General features: G+C 39.5%; 22 protein-coding genes and 2 pseudogenes. 9 read left to right on the top strand and 15 right to left on the bottom strand.

Annotated features, from left to right (window positions below; translation table 11 throughout):
* Positions 1 to 8 precede the first annotated feature (8 nt).
* The 6 genes from F988_RS13615 to F988_RS14885 all read right to left on the bottom strand — a co-directional run bounded on the left by F988_RS13615 (position 9) and on the right by F988_RS14885 (position 3889).
* Positions 9 to 563 carry a DNA-3-methyladenine glycosylase I gene (locus F988_RS13615; RefSeq protein ID WP_004683659.1) on the bottom strand — a complete coding sequence of 185 codons (555 nt, stop codon included), beginning with the start codon at positions 561 to 563 and terminating at the stop codon, positions 9 to 11.
* Between the two features lie 36 nt (positions 564 to 599).
* Positions 600 to 845, bottom strand: a complete 246-nt coding sequence (locus F988_RS13610) for a hypothetical protein (RefSeq protein WP_004679184.1) — start codon at positions 843 to 845, stop codon at positions 600 to 602.
* 9 nt (positions 846 to 854) lie between these two features.
* Positions 855 to 1358 carry a M23 family metallopeptidase gene (locus F988_RS13605; RefSeq protein WP_171055683.1) on the bottom strand — a complete coding sequence of 168 codons (504 nt, stop codon included), beginning with the start codon at positions 1356 to 1358 and terminating at the stop codon, positions 855 to 857.
* 70 nt (positions 1359 to 1428) lie between these two features.
* The gene (gene mutY, locus F988_RS13600) at positions 1429 to 2466 is read right to left on the bottom strand and encodes an A/G-specific adenine glycosylase (RefSeq protein ID WP_004683656.1); all 1038 of its coding nucleotides are present in this window, start codon (positions 2464 to 2466) and stop codon (positions 1429 to 1431) included.
* Positions 2467 to 2844: 378 nt separating this feature from the next.
* Positions 2845 to 3615 (bottom strand): dienelactone hydrolase family protein, encoded by a 771-nt coding sequence (locus F988_RS13595; protein WP_228127127.1) that lies wholly within the window; start codon positions 3613 to 3615, stop codon positions 2845 to 2847.
* A 115-nt stretch (positions 3616 to 3730) separates the two neighbouring features.
* The gene (locus F988_RS14885) at positions 3731 to 3889 is read right to left on the bottom strand and encodes a DUF1328 domain-containing protein (protein ID WP_004679179.1); all 159 of its coding nucleotides are present in this window, start codon (positions 3887 to 3889) and stop codon (positions 3731 to 3733) included.
* A gap of 185 nt (positions 3890 to 4074) precedes the next feature.
* Between F988_RS14885 and F988_RS13585 the strand changes: the two genes are divergently transcribed.
* From F988_RS13585 to F988_RS15525, 5 genes and pseudogenes are all read left to right on the top strand, one after another.
* Positions 4075 to 4527: a YcgN family cysteine cluster protein gene (locus tag F988_RS13585; RefSeq protein ID WP_004683652.1), complete on the top strand. Its 453-nt coding sequence runs from the start codon at positions 4075 to 4077 to the stop codon at positions 4525 to 4527.
* A 111-nt stretch (positions 4528 to 4638) separates the two neighbouring features.
* A complete protein-coding gene (locus F988_RS13580; RefSeq protein WP_378251336.1) occupies positions 4639 to 5790 on the top strand; it encodes a PQQ-dependent sugar dehydrogenase in 1152 nt (383 codons plus the stop codon).
* Positions 5791 to 5897: 107 nt separating this feature from the next.
* A pseudogene (locus F988_RS15255) lies at positions 5898 to 6229 on the top strand (hypothetical protein); the annotation flags it as partial.
* Positions 6230 to 6312: 83 nt separating this feature from the next.
* The gene (locus F988_RS13575; protein ID WP_010589201.1) at positions 6313 to 7584 is read left to right on the top strand and encodes a replication-associated recombination protein A; all 1272 of its coding nucleotides are present in this window, start codon (positions 6313 to 6315) and stop codon (positions 7582 to 7584) included.
* Positions 7585 to 7707: 123 nt separating this feature from the next.
* Positions 7708 to 7950, top strand: a pseudogene (locus tag F988_RS15525) (hypothetical protein); the annotation flags it as partial.
* 171 nt (positions 7951 to 8121) lie between these two features.
* Here F988_RS15525 and purC read toward each other — a convergent pair.
* From purC to dapA, 3 genes are read right to left on the bottom strand one after another with little or no spacing between them, the layout of a single operon-like run.
* Positions 8122 to 8841 (bottom strand): phosphoribosylaminoimidazolesuccinocarboxamide synthase, encoded by a 720-nt coding sequence (purC, locus tag F988_RS13565; RefSeq protein WP_004679174.1) that lies wholly within the window; start codon positions 8839 to 8841, stop codon positions 8122 to 8124.
* Between the two features lie 36 nt (positions 8842 to 8877).
* Positions 8878 to 9480, bottom strand: coding sequence for a hypothetical protein (locus F988_RS13560; protein WP_004679173.1), 603 nt, complete (start codon positions 9478 to 9480; stop codon positions 8878 to 8880).
* Positions 9481 to 9495: 15 nt separating this feature from the next.
* On the bottom strand, positions 9496 to 10389 hold the full coding sequence (gene dapA / locus F988_RS13555; protein ID WP_004683646.1) for a 4-hydroxy-tetrahydrodipicolinate synthase: 894 nt from the start codon (positions 10387 to 10389) through the stop codon (positions 9496 to 9498).
* Positions 10390 to 10657: 268 nt separating this feature from the next.
* Between dapA and pncA the strand changes: the two genes are divergently transcribed.
* From pncA to F988_RS13540, 3 genes are all read left to right on the top strand, one after another.
* The gene (gene pncA / locus F988_RS13550; RefSeq protein ID WP_004679171.1) at positions 10658 to 11290 is read left to right on the top strand and encodes a bifunctional nicotinamidase/pyrazinamidase; all 633 of its coding nucleotides are present in this window, start codon (positions 10658 to 10660) and stop codon (positions 11288 to 11290) included.
* A 90-nt stretch (positions 11291 to 11380) separates the two neighbouring features.
* Positions 11381 to 11845 carry an Lrp/AsnC family transcriptional regulator gene (locus F988_RS13545; protein WP_004683644.1) on the top strand — a complete coding sequence of 155 codons (465 nt, stop codon included), beginning with the start codon at positions 11381 to 11383 and terminating at the stop codon, positions 11843 to 11845.
* A gap of 216 nt (positions 11846 to 12061) precedes the next feature.
* Positions 12062 to 12700 (top strand): YitT family protein, encoded by a 639-nt coding sequence (locus F988_RS13540; protein WP_004683641.1) that lies wholly within the window; start codon positions 12062 to 12064, stop codon positions 12698 to 12700.
* 251 nt (positions 12701 to 12951) lie between these two features.
* Here F988_RS13540 and F988_RS13535 read toward each other — a convergent pair whose 3' ends face one another.
* Positions 12952 to 13434, bottom strand: coding sequence for a hypothetical protein (locus F988_RS13535; protein WP_004756853.1), 483 nt, complete (start codon positions 13432 to 13434; stop codon positions 12952 to 12954).
* A gap of 89 nt (positions 13435 to 13523) precedes the next feature.
* Here F988_RS13535 and F988_RS14875 point away from each other — a divergent pair, with 89 nt between their 5' ends.
* Positions 13524 to 13736, top strand: coding sequence for a helix-turn-helix domain-containing protein (locus F988_RS14875; protein WP_004683639.1), 213 nt, complete (start codon positions 13524 to 13526; stop codon positions 13734 to 13736).
* Here F988_RS14875 and F988_RS13530 read toward each other — a convergent pair.
* The 5 genes from F988_RS13530 to F988_RS13510 form a co-directional block, all read right to left on the bottom strand.
* Positions 13685 to 15112, bottom strand: a complete 1428-nt coding sequence (locus tag F988_RS13530; RefSeq protein WP_004683638.1) for a DNA cytosine methyltransferase — start codon at positions 15110 to 15112, stop codon at positions 13685 to 13687. The two genes, F988_RS14875 and F988_RS13530, sit on opposite strands and share 52 nt — an antisense overlap.
* Before the next feature lie 62 nt (positions 15113 to 15174).
* Positions 15175 to 16398 (bottom strand): PP_RS20740 family protein, encoded by a 1224-nt coding sequence (locus F988_RS13525; RefSeq protein ID WP_004683636.1) that lies wholly within the window; start codon positions 16396 to 16398, stop codon positions 15175 to 15177.
* An 11-nt stretch (positions 16399 to 16409) separates the two neighbouring features.
* Positions 16410 to 18347: an ATP-binding protein gene (locus F988_RS13520; RefSeq protein WP_004683635.1), complete on the bottom strand. Its 1938-nt coding sequence runs from the start codon at positions 18345 to 18347 to the stop codon at positions 16410 to 16412.
* Positions 18348 to 18415: 68 nt separating this feature from the next.
* Positions 18416 to 20020, bottom strand: a complete 1605-nt coding sequence (locus F988_RS13515) for a Tn7-like element transposition protein TnsE (protein ID WP_004683633.1) — start codon at positions 20018 to 20020, stop codon at positions 18416 to 18418.
* The gene (locus F988_RS13510) at positions 20013 to 21536 is read right to left on the bottom strand and encodes a TnsD family Tn7-like transposition protein (RefSeq protein ID WP_004683632.1); all 1524 of its coding nucleotides are present in this window, start codon (positions 21534 to 21536) and stop codon (positions 20013 to 20015) included. The genes F988_RS13515 and F988_RS13510 overlap by 8 nt, the downstream gene beginning before the upstream one ends.
* Positions 21537 to 21538: the final 2 nt, after the last annotated feature.

Here is a 21538-nt window from a genome sequence, read left to right as displayed (position 1 = left end):
AGAATGGATTATTTAAACTCACAATGATTTTCGTGATCGTTAACCATTCCCACTGCCTGCATAAAGGCATAGCAGGTGGTTGGTCCAACAAACTTAAAACCACGTTTTTTTAAGGTTTTGGACAATTTCTGGCTGATTGCGGTTTGTGCAGGTGCATCACGGTAATTCAGCACAACATTATTTGGTGTTTGATGATCGACAAAACTCCAAAGCCAAGAGGAGACATCATCTACCTCATCCTTAAGCTTGAGCCATGCAATCGCATTATCCCGAATGGCTTTTAATTTACCTAAATGGCGGATAAGGCCTGCATCACTAAGCTTATTTTCCAGTTGCTCATCGCTGAGGGTGGCAATCTGCGTGATGGGATATTGAAAGAAATGTGTGCGGTAGTTTTCACGTTTTTTCAATACGGTAATCCATGACAAGCCTGCCTGCTGCCCCTCAAGGCACAGCATCTCAAACAGCTGTGCTTCATTATGCTCGGGCTTGCCCCATTCTTTATCATGGTAGGTGATATAGAGCGGATCAGAGGAACACCAGCCACAGCGTTGAATTGTCATATTGGATGCTTCCTATTGTTATTATCAGGGAAAAATTTAGAGTTTGAATGTGACCCAGTCATCTTGACGGGTATCCCAATAATACAATTCCGCTGTGGTTAAATCAGTAAATTTAAGCCAAAAGTCCTTGCCTGATTTATCTGCAAAACCTGTGCTAATCAGCAGAGCATCTTCGGTAATTTCCATAATCCAGCCTTGATAGCTTGTACCATTGATGATGATTTTCTGTTGATTTCCAGACTCTGCAAATTTAACCAGTCGTTCAATCAATGCTTCTGACATGCTGTGTTCCTAACGTAAATATGAGTATGGATTGACTGCTCCACGCCCTTTGCCATTTAAATAAATACCATAATGTAAATGTGGGGCAGTCGCACGAGCATTGCCTGTATTGCCTACATAACCAATGAGGTCGCCCTTATGAACATAATCCCCCACATTAAGCCCCCGTTTATGACCATCTAAATGGGCATAGTAGTGCCAAGAACCAGATGGCCCAAGAATCCAGATGACCTTACCACCTAAATTATTATTACGTAAATCAGCCACTAAGCCCTCAGTGGCACTATACACTTTCGTGCCACGCTCCGCCATGATGTCAATGCCTTCATGGCTGCGACCATGACTGCGTGCCGAACCCCAGGTATCACGCAATTGATTGCGACTGATCCCCTTGACAGGAACAGGCAGGCGGCTGTCCAGACGCATCATTTTAAGTTTGTTCACCTGTGCATTTGGCAAGGATGCAGGCTTCTTTGGTGCAGTGGTACATGCTGAAAAGATTAGCATCAGCATGGCAAGAACCGTATAGCAAATCGGGTAACGCACACAAACTCCTTGCGTTCGAATTTACAGCATGCAGGTTTTAGGCCTTTTGTTTGGCTGTAATCAGTTTTTTCATGGCCGTTGGAATGCCTTTGGCAATCGCGGCTTCTGGACAGAGCCATATTCCATTCAGTTCAATGCTGAGCTGTTCTTTTTGGTCATGTTCCACGTGGAACAGTTTTTCATTGAGCACCCATGTGAAATGAGTGAAACTATGGCTAATCTGCAAAGATGATACTTGAGCTTGCAGCTTAAAGTGCTGCTCAATCTGTTGTAATTCGGTTGCCTGCTCAATGATCGGCAGGCAATACAATCCGCCCCATAACCCATGTGCCTCACGCTGTTGCCAAAACCATTCATCACCCGACTGGATCACAACCACATCAGCCGTTCTGACAGGAACGGGTTTCTTGGCCTTTTTGAATGGCAGTTCCTGTTCAAGCCCTTGTTGATAGGCCTGACAATGTTGCTGCATCGGGCAGTAAAGACATAAAGGCTTTTTCGGGGTACAAATCGTTGCACCCAAATCCATGATTGCCTGAGTATAGTCATGGTTGCGCTGTTCAGGGCAAAGTTGCTCGGCAATTTCCCAAAGCTTGCGTTCATTTTGTGGTTTGGACAGGTCATCTTCAATCGCAAAAAAACGTGCTAAAACCCGTTTTACATTGCCATCCATAATCACGCCATATTGTCGTAAGCCAAGAGACATTAATGCACCAGCAGTTGAACGACCAATGCCTGGTAATTCAATCCACTGTTCTAATGTTTCAGGAAATTTACCTTGTTGACTGACAATGGCTGCGGCTTTATGCAGGTTACGCGCACGGGCATAGTAGCCTAGACCTGCCCAATAAGGCGCAACATCCTCCCAACTGGCTTGGCCTAAATCCTGTACAGTCGGAAATCTTTCAATAAAGCGATCAAAATATTGCAGAACAGTTTTAACTTGAGTTTGTTGCAGCATTATTTCTGAGACCCAGACCTTGTAGGGATTATCGGCAATTTGCCAAGGCAGGTTATGGCGACCATGTTGGTCGTACCATGTCAGGAGTGCGTCAGAAAATGAAAAATCAGGCATGAATCAGAACAATCAAAAGCAGAGGGGTAGTATAGCGGAAATGGGGAGAGGGGTTTTGTTACTTTTGACCCGTCAAAAATAAGGCATCGCTTACGCAAATTATATTTGATTTCGTATGGCTTATGAGGCTGTATAGTTTCTTCTAAATGGAGTCATGCCGAGTACTCCTCCAATTTTAGGATAAGCTTTCAGCTGGACTTACTTTTCAAGGATGAAAAGTAAGCAAAAATCCTTTGTTTGGCTGACGGCACATCCTTGATGCCGCAGCCAAACAGGCGGCATCCATGCCGCCTTTGCACGAGCAAATATTTTCAAAATTTTAGATCTCAGATTTGCACTAGCAGCTATTTCCGAGAACCTAAATTTTGTATTTACCGATTACTTCAAATGCTTATCTAACAACTCATACATGGCTTCAAGACCCTGACGTTCAGCCTCGGCGTTATAGCCTAAGTCAACATTATTGGCTTTGGCCCGTTCATCAGCAAGCGGATTACTAAAACCGTGTTTGGCATCCTCAAAAATAATCACTTCATGATCCACTTCTGCGTCATGCATTTCCTGACGGAAGCTTTCGACATCATCCAAAGAAACCATGGTGTCAATCTCACCATGTAATACAAGAATTTCAGCCTGAATTTTTCCTTTTTGTGCAGGTGCTTTCGGGCTTAAATTCGCATGGAAAGTCACCACAGCTTTCAAATCGGCACCAGATCGCGCCAAATCCAGAACAACTTTACCACCATAGCAAAAACCAATTGCTGCCAATTTTTCAGTATTGACCTCTGGTTGTGCTTTTAAAGCATCTAAGCCTGCTTGAGCACGATCAACCACGGTGTCTACATGATCAAATGTTTGCATCATCCATGCTAAGGCTTGTGGTACATCCGTAGTAACTTTCTTGTCGCCATACATGTCAATCGCCAGCGCAGCAAAGCCATGCTCCGCCAACTCACGGGCGCGCTGTTCTGTATAGTCATTACGACCCCACCATTCAGGTGCAACAATCACACCTGCAACAGGTTCATCTGTAACAGGTGCAGCAAAATAGCCAATAAGGCGTTCGCCATCTGGAGCGCTATATTCAATTTCACGGGTATGGATGGCAAAGTTCATTCTATTGTCCTGATCTGTATTGTTAGAATGCATTGATTAAAACATAAAAATAATGGTTTGCTGGAGAAGAAATAAATAGAAACATGATTTTTATCAATAAAAAAAGAAGAATATTAAATTCTTCTTTTTTATTCTCTCTAAAATTTTTTTAGACTCGACCTCTGGAAATAAAACCAACAATTGCCAAAATTACGGCAACCACGAGTAAAATCACAGCAAAGTCTTTAGATAAACCTGCAACACCACCAAAACCCAACAAGCTGGCGATTAATGCAATAACTGCAAAAATAATAGCCCAACGGAACATATTAATATCTCCTCAATTTTTCGTTATGTTTAAAATATATCTTGACTTTTCTGAATAAAATGTACTGTTTCTGTGGTATGAGTGTGTAATAGTTAAAGAATTGTTAATGAACAGATCACTGCGCTGGCCCATCAGAAGTCTGGTCAATGTTATAATCAGCTCAAACTGAAACTGAAAAACGGCCTATGTCATCTGAACTCCGTCCAAACTTCTGGAAACACTACCCACTTGAGCAGCTTAGCCTGACTGAATGGGAAGCCTTGTGCGATGGTTGTGGTTTGTGCTGTCTGGTCAAGCTTGAGGATGAGGACACTGCTGAGGTGGCCTATACCAAGGTGGCATGTAAATTACTGGACTGTAAAACGGCACGCTGTTCAGATTATCCAAACCGCCAGCAACGGGTGCCTGACTGTATCCAACTCACGCCAGAACGCTTGCAGACCATTTCATGGCTGCCGCCAAGCTGTGCTTACCGTCGCTTAAAGGATGGGAAAAACCTGCCCTCCTGGCATTACCTGAACACAGGCTCACGCCAGAGTGTGATCAAGGCGAAGAAATCGGCCGCTGGACGTTGTATTTCAGAAGATGAGGTCGATCAGGAACAGATTGAGGACTATATTGTGCGCTGGGTGCGTTAAGCATGAACTTAACGATTGGTATTGCATAAAGCAACATTTCTACAGCATTGTTACTGGCTAATCTCCGTAAAATAAATCGTATAAACAGGGAGATAGACAGTGATTAAATGGATGGCAACCCCTTTTCTGTGCAGCAGTTTTTTATTTTTGCTGGCCTGTGGTTCCAGTGAAACCAATTCAGGAACTCCTAAACAGGACGCGGCACAAACAAGTGCCCAAAACAATATCGCACAAAGCTATCGTGTTGAAACGATTGCCCAGTTCAATGAACCGTGGGCCATCAGCAGCTTGCCTGACCAGCATCTACTGATCACAGAACGTAAGGGACAATTAAAATTATTCGATCCAAAAACCAAAAGTATTGTCAATGTCAGTGCTGTTCCTGCGGTGAGTTATGGTGGACAGGGCGGCTTGGGCGATGTCATTTTACATCCTGATTTTCAGAATAATCACTGGCTGTATTTAAGTTATGCCAGCAAAGGACAGGATGGCTATGGAGCGGAAATTTCACGGGCAAAGCTGGATTTATCCAATCCTGCACAGCCAAAACTGACCGATTTAAAAACCATCTGGCAACAAGTGCCGAAAGTCTCAGGGCAGGGGCATTACGGCCATCGGATGATGTTTGGGCCTGATGGAAAATTATGGGTCAGTTCAGGCGAGCGACAAAAATTTGATCCTGCTCAGGATATGCAAAGCAATCTAGGTAAGGTTCTGCGTCTAAATGACGATGCTACGCCAGTCAAAGATAATCCATTTATCCAGCAAGGCGGTGTCACGGCGCAAATTTGGTCACTGGGTCATCGTAATCCACTGGGCATGGCCTTTGATCCGCAGGGGCAGCTTTGGGTGGTGGAGATGGGGCCAAAAGGCGGTGATGAGCTAAATCGTATCGTTAAAGGAGAAAATTATGGCTATCCGATTGTCTCCAATGGTGATCATTATTCAGGCTTGCCGATTCCTGACCATCATACCCATCCAGAATTTAAGGCACCTGAGATTGACTGGACACCTGTCATTTCACCCTCCAGTCTGATGATTTATACAGGCAATCAATTTCCCTTGTGGCAACAAAAAGCCCTTATTGGTGGATTGTCCTCCGAGGCGATTATTGTGGTTGATCTAAATGCCAAGCCTGTCAGGGAAGTGCAGCGACTGGACATGAAACAGCGTATCCGTGGCCTGCATCAGGCACAGGATGGTTCAATCTGGGTGATTGAAGATGGCCCTAAAGCAAAATTACTTAAACTGAGTGCCAAATAAACTTAATTACTGATGTTACGCAGTAAGTGCATTTTTGGGCACTTTCACCACAATATGTTGTGTTTGAATTTTTGAAAATTTACAACATATAGGCTAGGTGCGTGGCATCAGTTATTCATGTACCTGAACAGCAGCAATCGCAATATGCATGAGGCTATAAAAATGATCAGCCGATTCGAGTGTCAGCAGGCATGTTTGATGCTGAAGCTGATGGCATAAAAAGCACCAGCTCGGATATGCTGAAATTTCTGGATGTCCATATCAATGTGCAGCAGTTAAAACAGGTGCCACCAATGGCTTTGCTGCTCATGTCGCCTTTATTCCCCAGCAAAAAATTGGCCTCGTGAAGCTTGCCAATACCAATTTCCCCAATGAGGCAAGGATTAAAGCCAGCTATGAAGTGGTGCAGCAGCTCATTGAAGCAAGCAGTGCGCAATAGAATGACGCAGTGCATGCAGATTCAAATTGTAGATTTGCGCCAGACGCAATAGACTAGGATAAAACAGCAGAAAGCCCTTGATGATGTCAGATACGCATATTCCACTTCCTGAACGCTTACGTCCCCGTGATTTATCCGAAATCATCGGGCAGGATCATTTGCTGGGTGAGCATGCACCCTTGCGCCAGATGATTGATCAAGGACATTTGCCATCGATCATTTTCTGGGGGCCTCCTGGAGTAGGTAAAACCACCATTGCCCTATTGCTGGCTCAGGCGGTGGATCGTCCTTTCATTAGCCTGTCTGCACTGAATACAGGTGTGAAAGAACTGCGCGAAGTGATTGCCGAAAGTGGTGATCTGCTTACGCCAATAGTGTTTATTGACGAAATTCACCGTTTTAATAAGTCGCAGCAGGACGCCTTACTGGGTGCGGTGGAGAAAGGCAAAATTACCCTGATCGGGGCCACCACTGAAAATCCATCCTTTGAGGTCAATAGCGCACTGTTGTCCCGTTGTCAGGTCTATACCCTGAACAGTCTGGATGCGGATGCGATTCAAACCCTGATCAATAGGGCGATTCAAACTGATTCATTTTTAAGGCAACGGCATATCCAGATTGAGGAATATGATGCGTTGGTTCAGTTTGCCGCAGGAGATGCCCGCAAGGCACTCAACCTGATTGACCTGATTGCCAGTACCTTTGAGCCCGATATTGAAAATATCGTGACCAATGCCATCGTGGTCAGGGTGGCACAGCAGAATATTGCGCGTTATGACAAGTCAGGCGAGCAGCACTACGACATTATCTCAGCATTTATCAAGTCGATTCGGGGCAGTGATCCAGATGCAACATTGTACTGGATGGCTCGCATGCTCAAGGGGGGCGAAGACCCTGTGTTTATCGCCCGTCGCATGTTGATTGCCGCTTCAGAAGATATTGGTAATTCCAATCCCAATGCCTTGTTGCTGGCAGGCGAATGTTTCCGTTCAGTGCAGGCGGTGGGTATGCCCGAAGCTCGGATTATTCTGGGGCAATGTGCGGTGTATTTGGCCACCAGCCCGAAAAGTAACAGTACCTATTTAGCCATCAATCGCGCGCTGGAACTGGCAGATAAAACAGCGAATTTGCCTGTGCCTTTGCATTTACGCAATGCACCGACCAAGTTGATGAAACAGCAGGGCTATGGCGTGGATTATCTGTATCCACACAATTTCCCAGAGCATTTTGTGATGCAGGAATATCTGCCGCCTGAGTTAAAAGGCACTAAGCTGTATGAATCTGCCAGAAACAAGCGTGAAGTTGAGGGCGAACGTTTGCAGCAACGTCGTTGGCAGCAGGAACAGCAGCAATAACTCTGAGCTGGTCTGGGTCTATAATGTAGCAGGCAAATGGACAGATATTTTTATAGTGATACTAGACACTTCATATAAAACAACGCATCATCGCCGTTTATCACGGATGATAAAGTTCCATCAATGTCCACCCAAAAAATTAATGCTGCGGAAAGTATACGGGGCCTTGCCTGTCTTGCGGTGGTGTTGTCACACCTGTCGCTGACATTCTTTCCACAACTTCATAATTTTGGTGAAAGTGCGGTTCCGCAATATGCTCTTTTCGCCCAGTTGCACAACTCGCCGCTGGCATTTTTCTATTCAGGAACAGGCGCGGTTTTTGTGTTCTTTGTCCTGAGTGGTGCGGGACTATGGGCAAGTCTTTTTACCGTGATCATGAGTATTATGCTGGCATATCCGTATAGCCGTTATGTGGATGATGCAGCAATCAAGATTTCAAACCAATTGGCGAGTCGGTTCTAGGTTCAATTGACCGATAATAAAAAAACCAGCCTAAATGGCTGGTTTTTTATATGAAAACTTAAGCTCTATAAAAGCTTAGATATCATCTAGGTTGATGCCCAAACGTGCAGCAACTTCTTCATAGGCCTCAACTACACCACCTAAACCCTGACGGAAACGGTCTTTATCTAGTTTTTTCTTGGTGTCTTTATCCCATAAACGGCAACCGTCTGGAGAGAACTCATCACCCAGTACAATACGGTCATGGAACACACCAAACTCAAGTTTAAAGTCAACCAGAATCATGTTGCCCGCGTCGAACAATGCTTTAAGCACATCATTCACCTGATAAGTCAGCTCTTTCATTTTTTCAAGCTGTTCAGCATTCGCCCAACCCAAGGCAATCGCCTGAGACTCGTTCACCATTGGATCGCCAAGCGCATCGTCCTTAAAGAACAATTCGAAAGTTGGTGGCGTCAGTTCCTTGCCTTCCTCAACACCCAAGCGACGGCACAGTGAACCCGCAGCATAGTTACGAATCACACATTCAACTGGAATCATCTGGAGTTTCTTAACCAGCACTTCAGTTGGAGAAAGCAGTTTTTCAAAATGCGTCTCAATGCCAGCTTCAGCCAGTTTTTCCATGATAAAGGCGTTAAAACGGTTGTTGACCTTGCCTTTACGATCTAGTTGTTCGATTTTTTCGCCATTGAACGCAGAGGCATCATCACGAAAGACTAAAATCAGGTGGTCAGCATGATCTGTTTCATAGACAGATTTTGCTTTACCAGTATAGAGCAAGGTTTGTTTTAACATGGGGGAACCTTTATTTAGAAAATGCCTAGTCAATCACTAGGCTGGCCAATTTTGGTAAATCTGGGTTAACACTTCCGTTGCCGTGGCTTGGTCTGCAAAGGTGGTGTCAAGTTTAAACAGGGCAACAGTGTTGCTTGTGCCTACGGCAGAGAGCTTGAGCAGGTAGTTCTGGTCGCCTACCTTGATGGTTGCCTCATAACCATTCTCCGCCTGTGAAACCACCTTGTAGTTGAGGCTGCTCAAGGTTGCAAAGGTATACTGCCAGGCGGTTGCGGTTGGTCCATCTACCTTAAGCAGTGGATTCTTGTTGCCATCCATCACCAGTTGTGGACGACCTAAAGTCGCAGTTGTGCTTGCAGCAGGATTGCCTGAACTCTGCATTGCCTCTGGACGGGGAAGCGCATAACGGTTGCCCGTCTTGTTTACAAAATTTGGCGCATGCTCGATGGCAAGCGCGTCAACCGTAGGAGCTGGATACAATGGTGTAAATGGTCTGACCGTTGCATTGTCAGGGAATTTGAGGGGTTCAAGTGCCTGCGCCTTTTTATAATCCAGAGAATGGTTATTCAGGGCAAAACGACCACAACCAGCCAAACTTAAAGCTGAAATGACCAGGACAACACCAAGACGTAATTGCATCATAAATTGCTCGTATTAGATAATTCCCGCAACTTTTAAACCATTGCGAAGAGGTTCACGATATTGTTCCGCAAGCGGGGTCAAAGGCAGGCGAATGCCTGTACCCATGTAGCCCATCTCATGCAACGCCCATTTCACAGGAATTGGGTTTGATTCGCAAAACAAAATATTGTGTAGATTTGCAATTTGCTGATTCAGGTCTTGCGCTTTCGCCTGTTCTCCCGCCAGTGCGGCCTCACACACTTCACTCATTTGCTTAGGTGCAACATTTGCGGTGACGGAAATATTGCCTTTGGCACCCAGCAGAATCAGTTCCCATGCGGTTGCGTCATCACCTGAATAAACGGCGATCTTGCCATTTAGACCGTCAATGAGTGCCTTGCCACGAGGAATGTCACCCGTTGCATCCTTAATGCCGACGATGTTCTTGACATCAGCAAGGCGGATCACTGTCTCATTTTGCATGTCCACGCCAGTACGGCCTGGAACATTGTAAAGAATCTGTGAAATTTCAACCGCTTCAGCAATGGCTTTATAGTGCTGGTATAAGCCTTCCTGTGTCGGTTTATTATAGTAAGGCGTGACCAAAAGCGCTGCATCAGCGCCAACATCTTTGGCTGCCTGAGTCAGTTCAATCGCTTCACGTGTCGAATTCGCACCTGTTCCAGCAATGATCGGAATGCGTTTATTGGCAACACGGATCACTTCCTGAATGACCTTGATATGTTCTTCCATGCTCAAAGTTGAGGCTTCGCCTGTTGTGCCGACAGCGACAATGCTATGTGTGCCTTGCTGGATGTGCCACTCAACAAGCTTCTCAAGACTCTTCCAATCCACACCACCATCTTCAAACATAGGGGTAACGATTGCGACAATTGAGCCTTGAATATTCTGTGCTAGCTGAGTCATTTTAAAAAAATATCCTATTTTCCCATCCGAATTTGAAGTGAATAAAAAACGAAATAATGGATGGTTGCAGTATTTTGATTGGTCATTCAGCAATGAGCTTGGTTGAATGACAATTATGCAAATTATGACTGATCGAGCGCATAAGAACAATATGCTTTAGTCAAACTGTGGAAAACTTTAATTCATCTCGATAAAAATTCAGAGAACAGTGGCGGTAAAGTCAGCAGCAGGGTAAGGTAAAAACAGCAGCTTAAGGTTGAATTATAAAATGCAGAAACATTCCAGACATAGCGCATTGATCGTGGTCGATGTCCAAAATGGCTTTACGCCTGGCGGTAATCTGGCGGTCGCCGATGCGGACCAGATTATTCCATTGATTAATCAGTTGGCGCAGCAGTTCGATACGGTTGTGCTGACACAGGACTGGCATCCTGAACAGCATATTTCCTTTGCGGAAAACCATAAGGATAAAGTGCCCTTTGAAACGGTTGAACTGGCTTATGGTACGCAGGTGCTATGGCCAAAACACTGTGTGCAGGGCAGCCATGATGCTGAATTTCATCCGAGCCTCAATATTCCAGCCGCGCAGTTGATTATCCGTAAGGGCTTTCATCCAGATATTGATAGCTATTCCGCCTTTATGGAGGCTGATCGCAAGACACCCACAGGTCTCAATGGCTATTTAAAGGAACATCAGGTGGATACCGTTTATATTGTTGGAATTGCCACGGACTTCTGTGTGGCATGGACGGCTTTGGATGCTGTACATTTTGGCTTTAAAACCTATGTGGTTGAGGATGCCTGTAAGGCGATTGACTTGAATGGCTCACTGCAAAAGGCCTGGCAGGAAATGTCTGGGCAGGGGGTTCAGCGGATACAGTCATCCAACCTGCTTGCCTAGGCTTGTGACGGCCATGCTAAAAACGTAAACTTTTGTTCACGAGTAAATGCCTTATTGTATTTGCGGACTAGAATAGTAATAGAGGGTGTTATGACTGAAGAAATAGATAATTTTGACCGCAAAATTATTCATCACCTCCAGCTTAATGGACGTTTGGCCAATCAGCAACTCGCTGAGTTGGTGGGCTTGTCTACTTCCCAGTGTTCACGCCGTCGGATTAACCTCGAACAGAAGAAAATTATCACAGGCTATTATGCGCAGATTGCCCTGGATGCTGACCCAACGCCGATTATGGGGATTATTGAGGTGAAATTGCAGAATTATAATGATGCAACCCATGATCGTTTTGTTGAGTTTCTTTTGCATGAGCCCGCAGTTAAAGATATTCATAAACTCACAGGCAGTTATGATTTTGTACTTAAAGTTGCGGTCAAGAGTTTGGATGAAATGGTGAAATTAATTGGTACTTTGTCATCCAGTAACTTTGGAGTCAGTAATTTAAATACATCTATTGTTTTAGAAAAATTAAAGGAAAATGGCATTGCGATTAAATAATAAATACTTTGCTACCCTTATAATGCCAGTCAAGATAACGTTATCACAGCGCAAACTTTTTGTATTTTAATGTGTTATTTTAATTATAAATTGCATTTATGATAAAAATATAATAATAAATTGCGTAAAAACTATAAAAATGATCAAATATATCAATCCGCATCCACATTCAGGATGCTCTCCCTGCTGTTGTCTTCTTTCTTGAGTTATACCGTTATGAGTACTGATCAACATGTATCTTTGCTAAGCCCAGCCGTGCCTGTGGTAGACCAACACTCAAGAGTGGAGGACGCTCTGGCGATGTTGATTGGAACATTTATTTTATCGTTTGCCATGACCCTGTTGCAGCAGGCAGGCATTATGACAGGTGGAACGGCAGGATTGTCGTTGTTGATTCACTACATCACTGACATCAAGTTTGGCATCTTATTTTTCTTGATCAACATTCCATTTTACTATTTTGCCTATAAAAAGATGGGTATTGCCCTTGTGGTGAAAACCTTTGTCGCGGTGGCATTACTGGCTGGGTTTACAGAAACCATTCCCCATTTCTTTCAGTTGTCAGAGGTCAATCCAATCTATGCCACGATTTTTGCCAATGTGCTAATGGGGGTAAGTTTCCTGATCCTGTTTCGGCATCGTTCAAGTCTGGGTGGCATCAACCTGCTTGCGCTGTATTTGCAGGAACATTTCAAGATTCCAGCTGGAAAGGTACAGATGGGAATTGATGTGGCGATCTTATTAACATCACTGTTTTTTGTGGACTGGAAACTGGTTTTAATTTCTATTTTAGGTGCGGTAATCCTGAATTCAATTATTTTGCTAAATCATAAAAATAGTCGTTATGTGGCATAAAATAAATTTTTTAAATTCTTAATTTATAGTTGAAAATGATGGTAAAGGGTAGAAGAAAGGCGAACTGTACGAGAGTAATAAAGTTTCATACTGATCCTAACCTATCTTATTGATATTTCTACTTCGTAATGAATGGAAGAAAAAATAAAGTTTCATACTCAGCTTTATCATTTCTTCCATTTTTACTTTTCATCGAGTAATAAAGTTTCATACTGAAATGAAAGTTTAGGCTCGTTCTATTTATTTTCATATTATATCAATGATGTTAGAAAGTCGGTGTAAGCTTTCAGTTTTTCAATATTTTGAAGTAATTGGTTTTTTCTTCTTAATATTTCAGTTTTTAGTTCTGGAAAGTCTATCAGTGCTTGTTCAGAAGCTTTGATTTGATTTTCATAAATCTTTTGCTTTTCTTTTAATTCATTAGTCTTGAAATTAAGTTTTTTTGAATCAGTTTTAACAATTGCTAAATCAAATTGTTTTCTAAATTCATACATGCTTTCTGTTTCAACAAATGTTGAAAGCCTTGGATTGTCAGAATGAATATGTTTAACTAAGTGTCCTTGTTGTACCATTTTTCTCAGAAGCCTATAAAGTTGCTGTTGGTTGATTCGTTCCTTTTCATCTTTTGAAAGATTCAAGTTGTTCCAAATTTTGTTTGATGTCCATCCATCAATTTGGTTGTGGGAAAGAAGTTCTAGAAAAGATTGAAAGATAGGAGAAGCAATTTGTTTCATGGAGAAAGGCTAGAAAACTTAAAAAGAGGATTATAATCCGTGGATATATAATCCTCAAATAGTGATAGTTCTGTTTTTTAAGCATTTGAATGTTTATGTCAGAACTTACTATTCAATTTGGCCAATTGGTTCGCAAATACAGAAAAGAAAAAAACATGTCACAAGAACAATTGGCATTGCTCTGTAATATGGATCGAAGCTATTTGGGACGGATTGAAAGAGGTGAGGTTAATCCCACTTTGGAAAAAATTTACGAATTGGCAAGTGCTTTAGAAACTTTACCATCTAAATTACTACCTTGATTTTTAATTATTTCTTTCTGATAATTAAGTAATTCTAGTTTTAGCTCATGACAAATATTATTAAATTCATTTAATAAAAATAACCCTATACCCTCTGCCATTAATGGGGGAATCGCATTGCCGACTTGAGTGTATTTAGGGCAACTTACTTTTCTTCTATCCCCACCAGTTGTATAAGGACCATGAAATTCGAACCAATCAGGAAAGGATTGCAAACGAGCGCATTCTCGGACAGTTAAGATACGTGGTTCATCATAGTGTAATAAATCATCTGGCAAAGTTGTGATGGTGGGAGCGCATTCCGATGCATCTAAAACTTTAGTAATCTGTTTTTTTGTATTGAAAGTATCTAATACATAATCTTTTGGTAAAGTCCTCATTCTTCTTAATTTATATTTTTCAGATAAATAAGGGCTATTTAGGTCTTTTAAAATTCGTTTAAATTTTGCTTTTATTATCGGGGTATGGTTGGCTAATCTCAGACCAGTAGGTAAAAAATCTTGACTAAGACCTTTTCTCATTAAATCAATATAACTTCTATTTAAATTTTGAGGACAATGCGTACTAGATATTTGTAAGAACCTATCACTTGGAATATCAGTGACATTTTTTAATTTATAAGCACGGTTATATTTGCTTAACGTTTTTAAATCAGCAATAGCTTCTTGAGCAGAAACTTTGATCGGCAAATTTTTATTAGCTTTAAAGTTTTTAGCAAATAGATTAAATTTCTCTTCAAATAAGGGAGTTACTTTTTTACTGAACTCTAATATTTGTTTTTTAGATAAAGATGGATTGACTCCAATTATCTCTTCAATATTAATACCAAATAATATGAATCGAATCCGATGTTGAGGGACTCCCCATACAGAAGAATCTTCAATAAATGTTATTGGCAGATAGCCCAGTTCTGCTAAGTTACTTTTGATGCTATTAGCGGTGGCTGGTTGATCTTTAATTTTATATGTTATTCCTTTAACATTTTCCATTAAAATAATCTTAGGACGTACTAAAGAAACTACTTTCAGATAATCATATACTAGTGTACTTCTTGGATCATTGGGATCTCTACGTCCAGCAGTTGAGAAACCTTGGCAAGGAGGGCCTCCAGCAATTAAATCAATAGATTTAGTACGACCTAATTCTGCTAGAAGATGAGATTTTTCTAATATAAGATTGTGTATGTCATAAGGTTGAATAGGTAGATCTTGTTGATTCCACTGATATTGTTTAGAACTTGTTCCATCAATCAAGTTGAATTTTAAAGATTTAAATGCATCTGGATTTTTTTCTATAGCAAAAGTACCTGTAAGACCTGCCTGAAGAAGTCCTAAGGAAAGCCCGCCACAACCTGCAAATAAATCTATAAAGTGCATAACTTTACTTCATAACCAAACATAAGTAATTTAAAGGACAAGGTTGAAGAAGTCCAGGAATATTATGCATTATCACTACTCATGATTTCAGCTGAGATTAACTGTTGAGGTTGTTCTATTGCTTCCATAATACTATTGAGTTGCTCAGCAGTTGTTTGTAGTTTCGCCAAGTCATTAGTACATATCTGATTTAAATAATCATCAGTGTGATAACCAGCCTCTTTTAAAAGATCGATTTGTTCTTTAACGAATTGGGCATAATAATTGATGCCACCACTGATCATTATGTCATCTAAATTGCTAATATTGGCTAGTTTATTTAAAGAATTCTTGGCTTGTTCAGCTTTGGTGGGAAGAGGTGGATTAGCATTCGGAAAGTTCATGACACGTGTAAAGACAAAACACATAGACATCATATCATTAGTGTTCTCGCCAGTAATATCGTAACGAACTACGTTACTCAATTTTACTTTAAAATGTCTGTTGTGTGCAGTTTTAACAAGCCAATTCATTAAACCAACAACAAGCATATTAATATGCTTTTGATTTTCTAAATCAGATCTAACAATCGAATTATTATTCAAAAGAATACTGGAAAAAACCCTAATAAACTCTTGGAAATAAATTACCTCACTTAAATTCTCATCAATACAGGCAACTAGTTCTTCATAGAGTCCTGAATTTGTAGTGTCCTTTGATGATCTTGTAGTGATAAATAGTACCCAGTTTTCTGAAATTTTTTGAAATTGATACTCCATAAAGTTGTGCAAAGCTTTTAAACGGTTCTCAGTAGCATTAGGGATAACATTTTCACAAAAATCCAAATTTACTACATCGAAGCAGCCAAACTCCATTAACTTATCAAATGCAATGGATGAAGTATTTTCAAGATAGTCAAAATTTAGTTGCTCAACTTTAGAGCTTTTATCAACTCCATCTAAATCCATAATTTTACTAAGTTGAGTTTGTGCAGATGACCAACCTATTTCAGTGTTAATCAAACCAAACAAACAAATCTTTTTTTGAAGTGATGGCAATTTTTGCTGAAAAAAACGAATATCCAATAAATCATTACCTGGTAATCCAAAATACTTAATAGTATCTATGCCAGGTTTTAATTTTTTTACAATATGCTCATCAATTTGAGTCCACCATTGTTTGTGGCGAATCCACTGTTTTCTTGGTTTATGCCATGGTAAAAACTCTTTTTTTTCAATGACATTTTTTGTGGTTTCTTCAGGTGTTCCAAAATCATCAAATGTAGTATCAAAATCATCAAATTTCATTTTCGCTACTCTCAATCTACATTTAAAACTTTAGAAATCATTTCAAATATGGTTTTTCTATCATCAGCCGATAAACTATCGAGTAAATCAAAAGAGTCAAGAACTTGAATAATAGCTGATACTTTTTCCTTTAATGCTTCTTGGCGCGGATTAGGTCTTTCATCACCAACCCATCTTGAGAATTCATTCTGATCTATTACATAACTATCAATTTTAATTTCATTATTTGAAACAAATTCAACGGGTCTAATTTCATCAATTTCTTTACCTTGTTTACTAGCAGTAGCAATGACCAAATCGGATAATGATTGACTACGAAAATTAGTCAAAGTTTCTGAGTTTTGAAGTCGTTTTTCTCTTTTAATTTCTTTATATTTACTAATAACTTGCCTTAAAGCATCGTGAAGCCAACGCATAATAAGTTGATAGTGTGGATGTGATATATTAAATGATTCTCTATCAATATTTAATGCTGAATCTAAACCTTCATTTAAAAAAATCTCAGCTGTTAACTGTCCTCGAATTGTATATTCTGAAACTTGATACTTCATAAACGTAGTATCAAATAGAATACCAGAAGCATTATTTATTCTAAGAATAACTCCATTATGCTCTTTGGGAATTACTTTTGGACACCATAAAATATAAGCATCAAAGGATAATTCTCCACCAGTAATATTTGGTTCATACCTACTTAAGTCTGGTTTTGCTGAACCAATAAATAGTATCGGTTCTTTTACGATGGCTTGAGTAGAGGGTAGCTGAGTAAATTTAATAGGCCTAAATAACTCAATATCATCTATAAAAACTTGGAAACCAGTGGAATTTGTTTCAGTTTTAAGAGTAAATAAATCTTTAATAGTAGTGTTATTATTTAATGAAATTTTTTCAGATTTCCCACCTTTTTTATTACTTAGTTGAAAAACATGCGGATAATCTTCATTAGTTAATAAAAATGGGTGTTTTTCAATGTAATCTACAGGAACAGATAAGCCTAATACCCATAGCATATTTAAGTAGTTATCAAGGTCTTCTTCTAATTTTGGTGTAACAGTCGTATTGGTCCTTTCAATCATAGAATTATAAAATTTAATAAATTTTTCCTTTGGATTATCATGCTTAGCCCATGGTAACTTTGGTTCAATTTCTAACTTTTCATGATCATTTATATCTGTACATCCTATATGAAAGGTTCGTGGTATCACTTCACTTTCATCGTCTACAGATTCTTGGAGCCAGAGATCGACACTCTTAAGTTGGTCTTTAGCACTTTTTTTTATATTTTTTAAAATAATATCAGTACCGTGAGCCTTAGTATTAGATGTTTGCTCAGTCTTAATTTTTACTACGCCAGTATCGAAACTCTCTCCTCTTTTTTCTTTTGAAGAAATAACTTGTTCTGAATAATTATTAAGTTCGATGTCTGCAATTAGATAATAGTCAGTATCAGCTTGTTTTGTTACAATAGTAAAAGTTCGAGTAAGTTGAGCAACACTAAATAAACCAATCCCAATTTTACCTATAAGTTTTCTTTTTTTCTTAGGACTTAAAGTAGGATCATCTTCATTTGTTATACCAAGAGATGTATTTTTGGGATTGGCGCTTCTCTTTGCGCTGCCACCTATGTGATAAATTAAATTTGCCAAAACTTCAATAGACATACCATTTCCATCATCTCTGATAGTCATATGGTTAAATCTAGGGGCGTCTGTATCTATATAGACGGTTTCAGCATCAGCATCGTAGGCATTTGAAATTAACTCACGAATTGCTGAAGATGGCTGACGATAGATACCATCGGTAACTCTTGCTAATACTTTTTCATCAGTGGAAAGTTTTGCTTCAGAAACTTCTCCATTTTTTAATTTGGTTATTATGTCTGTAACTAGAGTAGTTTGTTCTTTATTTATGTCATCTGATGGCGTTCTACTTTCAAGTTTGCTTGTCACGATCAAATCCCAAATTTAAAATATGTTATTTATTAATTTAGACATAATATATGAAAATTTACGTAAATTTAAATTTCTAGACATTTATTTAGTCTATTAAGCCATGTTTCTAATTCATTTGCAGAAATTTCTTGTTTATCGATATCCATCCTTGGATGATTCAAAGTACTACTCTTGAAGCTTATTTTTTTCAGAGTGCCTTTTGGCCATCGTAAACATTGAGTGACTATAAGTTCCAGTACTTTAGCTCTATCAATAGTATGCCACTGATTTGTATTCTTAAGCGATAAAATACGAGTTGAAAGAGGTTTTTTATTATCAGAAGTATCAACCTCTAAGATCACGATATTTTGACCATGGAATTGGAAACTAACTTCGGCCACACATCTCGGATTACCATCAGTTTTTATATGTTTGGAGTGACCTTGAATGTTGGGTAATTTATGGAGTTGGAAAGTAAAATTTTTGATCGAATTTTCTTTGCAAAACAAATCAATCATTTGTTGAAATGCAGAGAATCGATCAAGATACAAATGAAGATCTTCAGTTTCATCCTCAACACCATTAAATTCAGCGGAGGGGACAGTACCCTCAAAAATAGGCTCGTTGGTGCTAACTTCCGAAGTCGCATTGTTAGATGGTAAATCTTGATCTTTTATACCATGATTTCTATGCCTAGTTTTTTTCGAAGTTTTCCTTGTTTCAATGGCTTCTAGGAAGTCGAAGTGTGTCGGTACAACATCAATGATTTGAACATCATCGCTATTGCCTTCCTCATCATCTTTAATAGTGGACTCTTTGCCATCATTTTTAGTTCCTGAAGAATTTTCACCTTTACCACCCGATTTGGACTCTACAAATTTATCGCTATAAAACTCAACTTCTTTAGAAATCTGGCTTGAGATTCTTTCAAAACCTGATATTTCATTGACAAAAAACTCTGAAGTTTCAGCTTTGTAATAGCCAAATGTATTAAAGATCACTCCATTTAGTTGGGGCGGATTAAAACAGAAACTCCATATACGGTATTGGTCAACGTCATAGCCATATTTGGTACAAAACTGGCTGATACTTTCAAAAGATTGTCGAATATCAGAATCAAGAAGAATCCAAGATAAGATCCGTCGTATGCCTGCATCATTGAAATGAGAGGTAGGATAGGAGCAAGCAGGCAAAATATTGATGAGGTAGTGATCTGGGTTTGAAACAATATCAAAATCAATACTTAGACTATTTTCTAAAACTGCTGATCTTGCAAGATATGGAGTATAGAAAAAGAGCGATCTAGCCAGTTCAAATTGTGGAAGTCGAACTTTGATTGTTTCGGACATTGGCTGCCCAAACTGATCGACTCGAACAGCATCAAACAAGAAATAATGCTCTATAAACTTTCCTTTAGGTAGGTTTGAATCATAGACAGAGGATAGCCAATCTTGTGTTGAACTAATTTTAAAGCGTAAATTATAGCCTTTAGGGTATTCTTGTGTAGGGTTGATGTGACTATTTTTTCTTAATAACTTTGCATTAGAAAAGTTAGTGTAAGTTGTCTCAGTTACTTTATTTTCATTTTCCAAAGCTAGATTTGTTGCCCAACTGCCTGAATTATGTTTTTTAAACAAAGAGCCAATCTTTTTTATTTTCATATTCTTAGCGATGTGACTTATTTTAGCCATGATTCATCCTTTTCATTTGATTTAGGAATTTGAGGGCTTCATCTGTTAATCGTTCTTCACTTAATCCTGAATGTCGTAATAATTGCCAATTCGCTGGGTGTTGATTCATTTTTTTAAATTGAATAATTGTTCGAGTGATTCTTCGGATTTGATAACTACTAATATCTTCTGAAAACGTGTTCAGAAATTTATGTGTTAAGGGCAGCTGATATAGGTTTTTCTCTACGGTGGAGTGTTGCGGTAGTTGCCTGAGATACCAGTTTCTAGATTGCCTAGGCAAATTCAAATCATTCAATGATTGATAAAATATTTTGAATAATCGCCTCACCATTTGCCAATCTCTCAGAGGCCAATTGATCTTCTTACGGCCTAGTGTCGGTAAAACGTGAAATTTTCTATTTTTATTTAACAACCACATTTTATCATTGCGATAAAGCCATGCGTATAAGGCGGCATTTTTGACTCTAGATGGCTTTATTCCATAATTTTGAATCAAAGACATCCATTCATTACGTTTTTCTTTGAGCATCAATATGTCTTTATACTTATTTTTTAGAATTGATGTATCAAGCTTAAAGGGATTAGAAGGTAACTGATGGATTTCACTTAGAATGGCAGTCCATGTCCAGTTTTTAGTGAAAAACGTCTCTAAGACGATAATATGTTCAAGATAACTGAATGACTTACGATGCTTTCTAAAGATAGCTTTAAGCCAACTTGTTTCAGATTTCAGTTTATCTAGGTGATGTTCCTGTAGCCATTTTAGATCCCATGTTTTTATAACTGCTGAATAAATTTTTGAATGATCAATATGACTAGAACCTTTGTTGAAACCTAATCGCTTTGCAATAAGTTGATAAAATTGACTCCATTGATGAAACGTAGGAGATGTTGATGGAGGAAGGTTTAACAGTTCATCAACATGCCTACTCACGATTAGATCTAATTCGTGAGCAGGGTTATGAGATTGCTTGTGATTCAGAATAGAACTTGCAGGAATAAATTGATGTCGTCCATTCAAATGGACTGGTTGCAAAAATTCTGACAATTTAACCTTATGTTTGCTACAGCAATTTGCGCCTTGAATGTACCAAAGTCTTGACCAAAAAAATTCTCCATATTGATCATATTGCTCTTCTAAGCAATGTCGACAATATCGATGTGTTGATATCTGCTTAACTTTGGATGCCGCCACTCCTAATGTTAAATGAATAGAACCTTTTGATTGATTCCTCATCCATTGAAGGCATTTTAAACGTGTGTTTTCTGGAGAAAATAAAGCGTGGATGGGAAAAAGCGTATGTTTATAAGCAAGATTTTCAAGCGTGTAGTGTGGTGGTAAATGCTTTAAAAGGCATCTTAGATGGCTAGGTAAATCAATCGTGGCAATAACCTTACGATTAGCAAACACTTCTTCAAGTAATTGTTTTGGACTTGTAATAGCATGGTGAATTCCAGCTCGTGCTATCGTGCTGTAAATTAACTCATTGGGATATGGTGTAGGAAAGTTCAACATGA

This window comes from Acinetobacter parvus DSM 16617 = CIP 108168, assembly GCF_000368025.1.
In the GTDB taxonomy this organism is placed as follows: domain Bacteria; phylum Pseudomonadota; class Gammaproteobacteria; order Pseudomonadales; family Moraxellaceae; genus Acinetobacter; species Acinetobacter parvus.
Note: the sequence above shows the minus strand (reverse complement) of the source record. Positions and strands in the feature narration are given on the sequence as shown.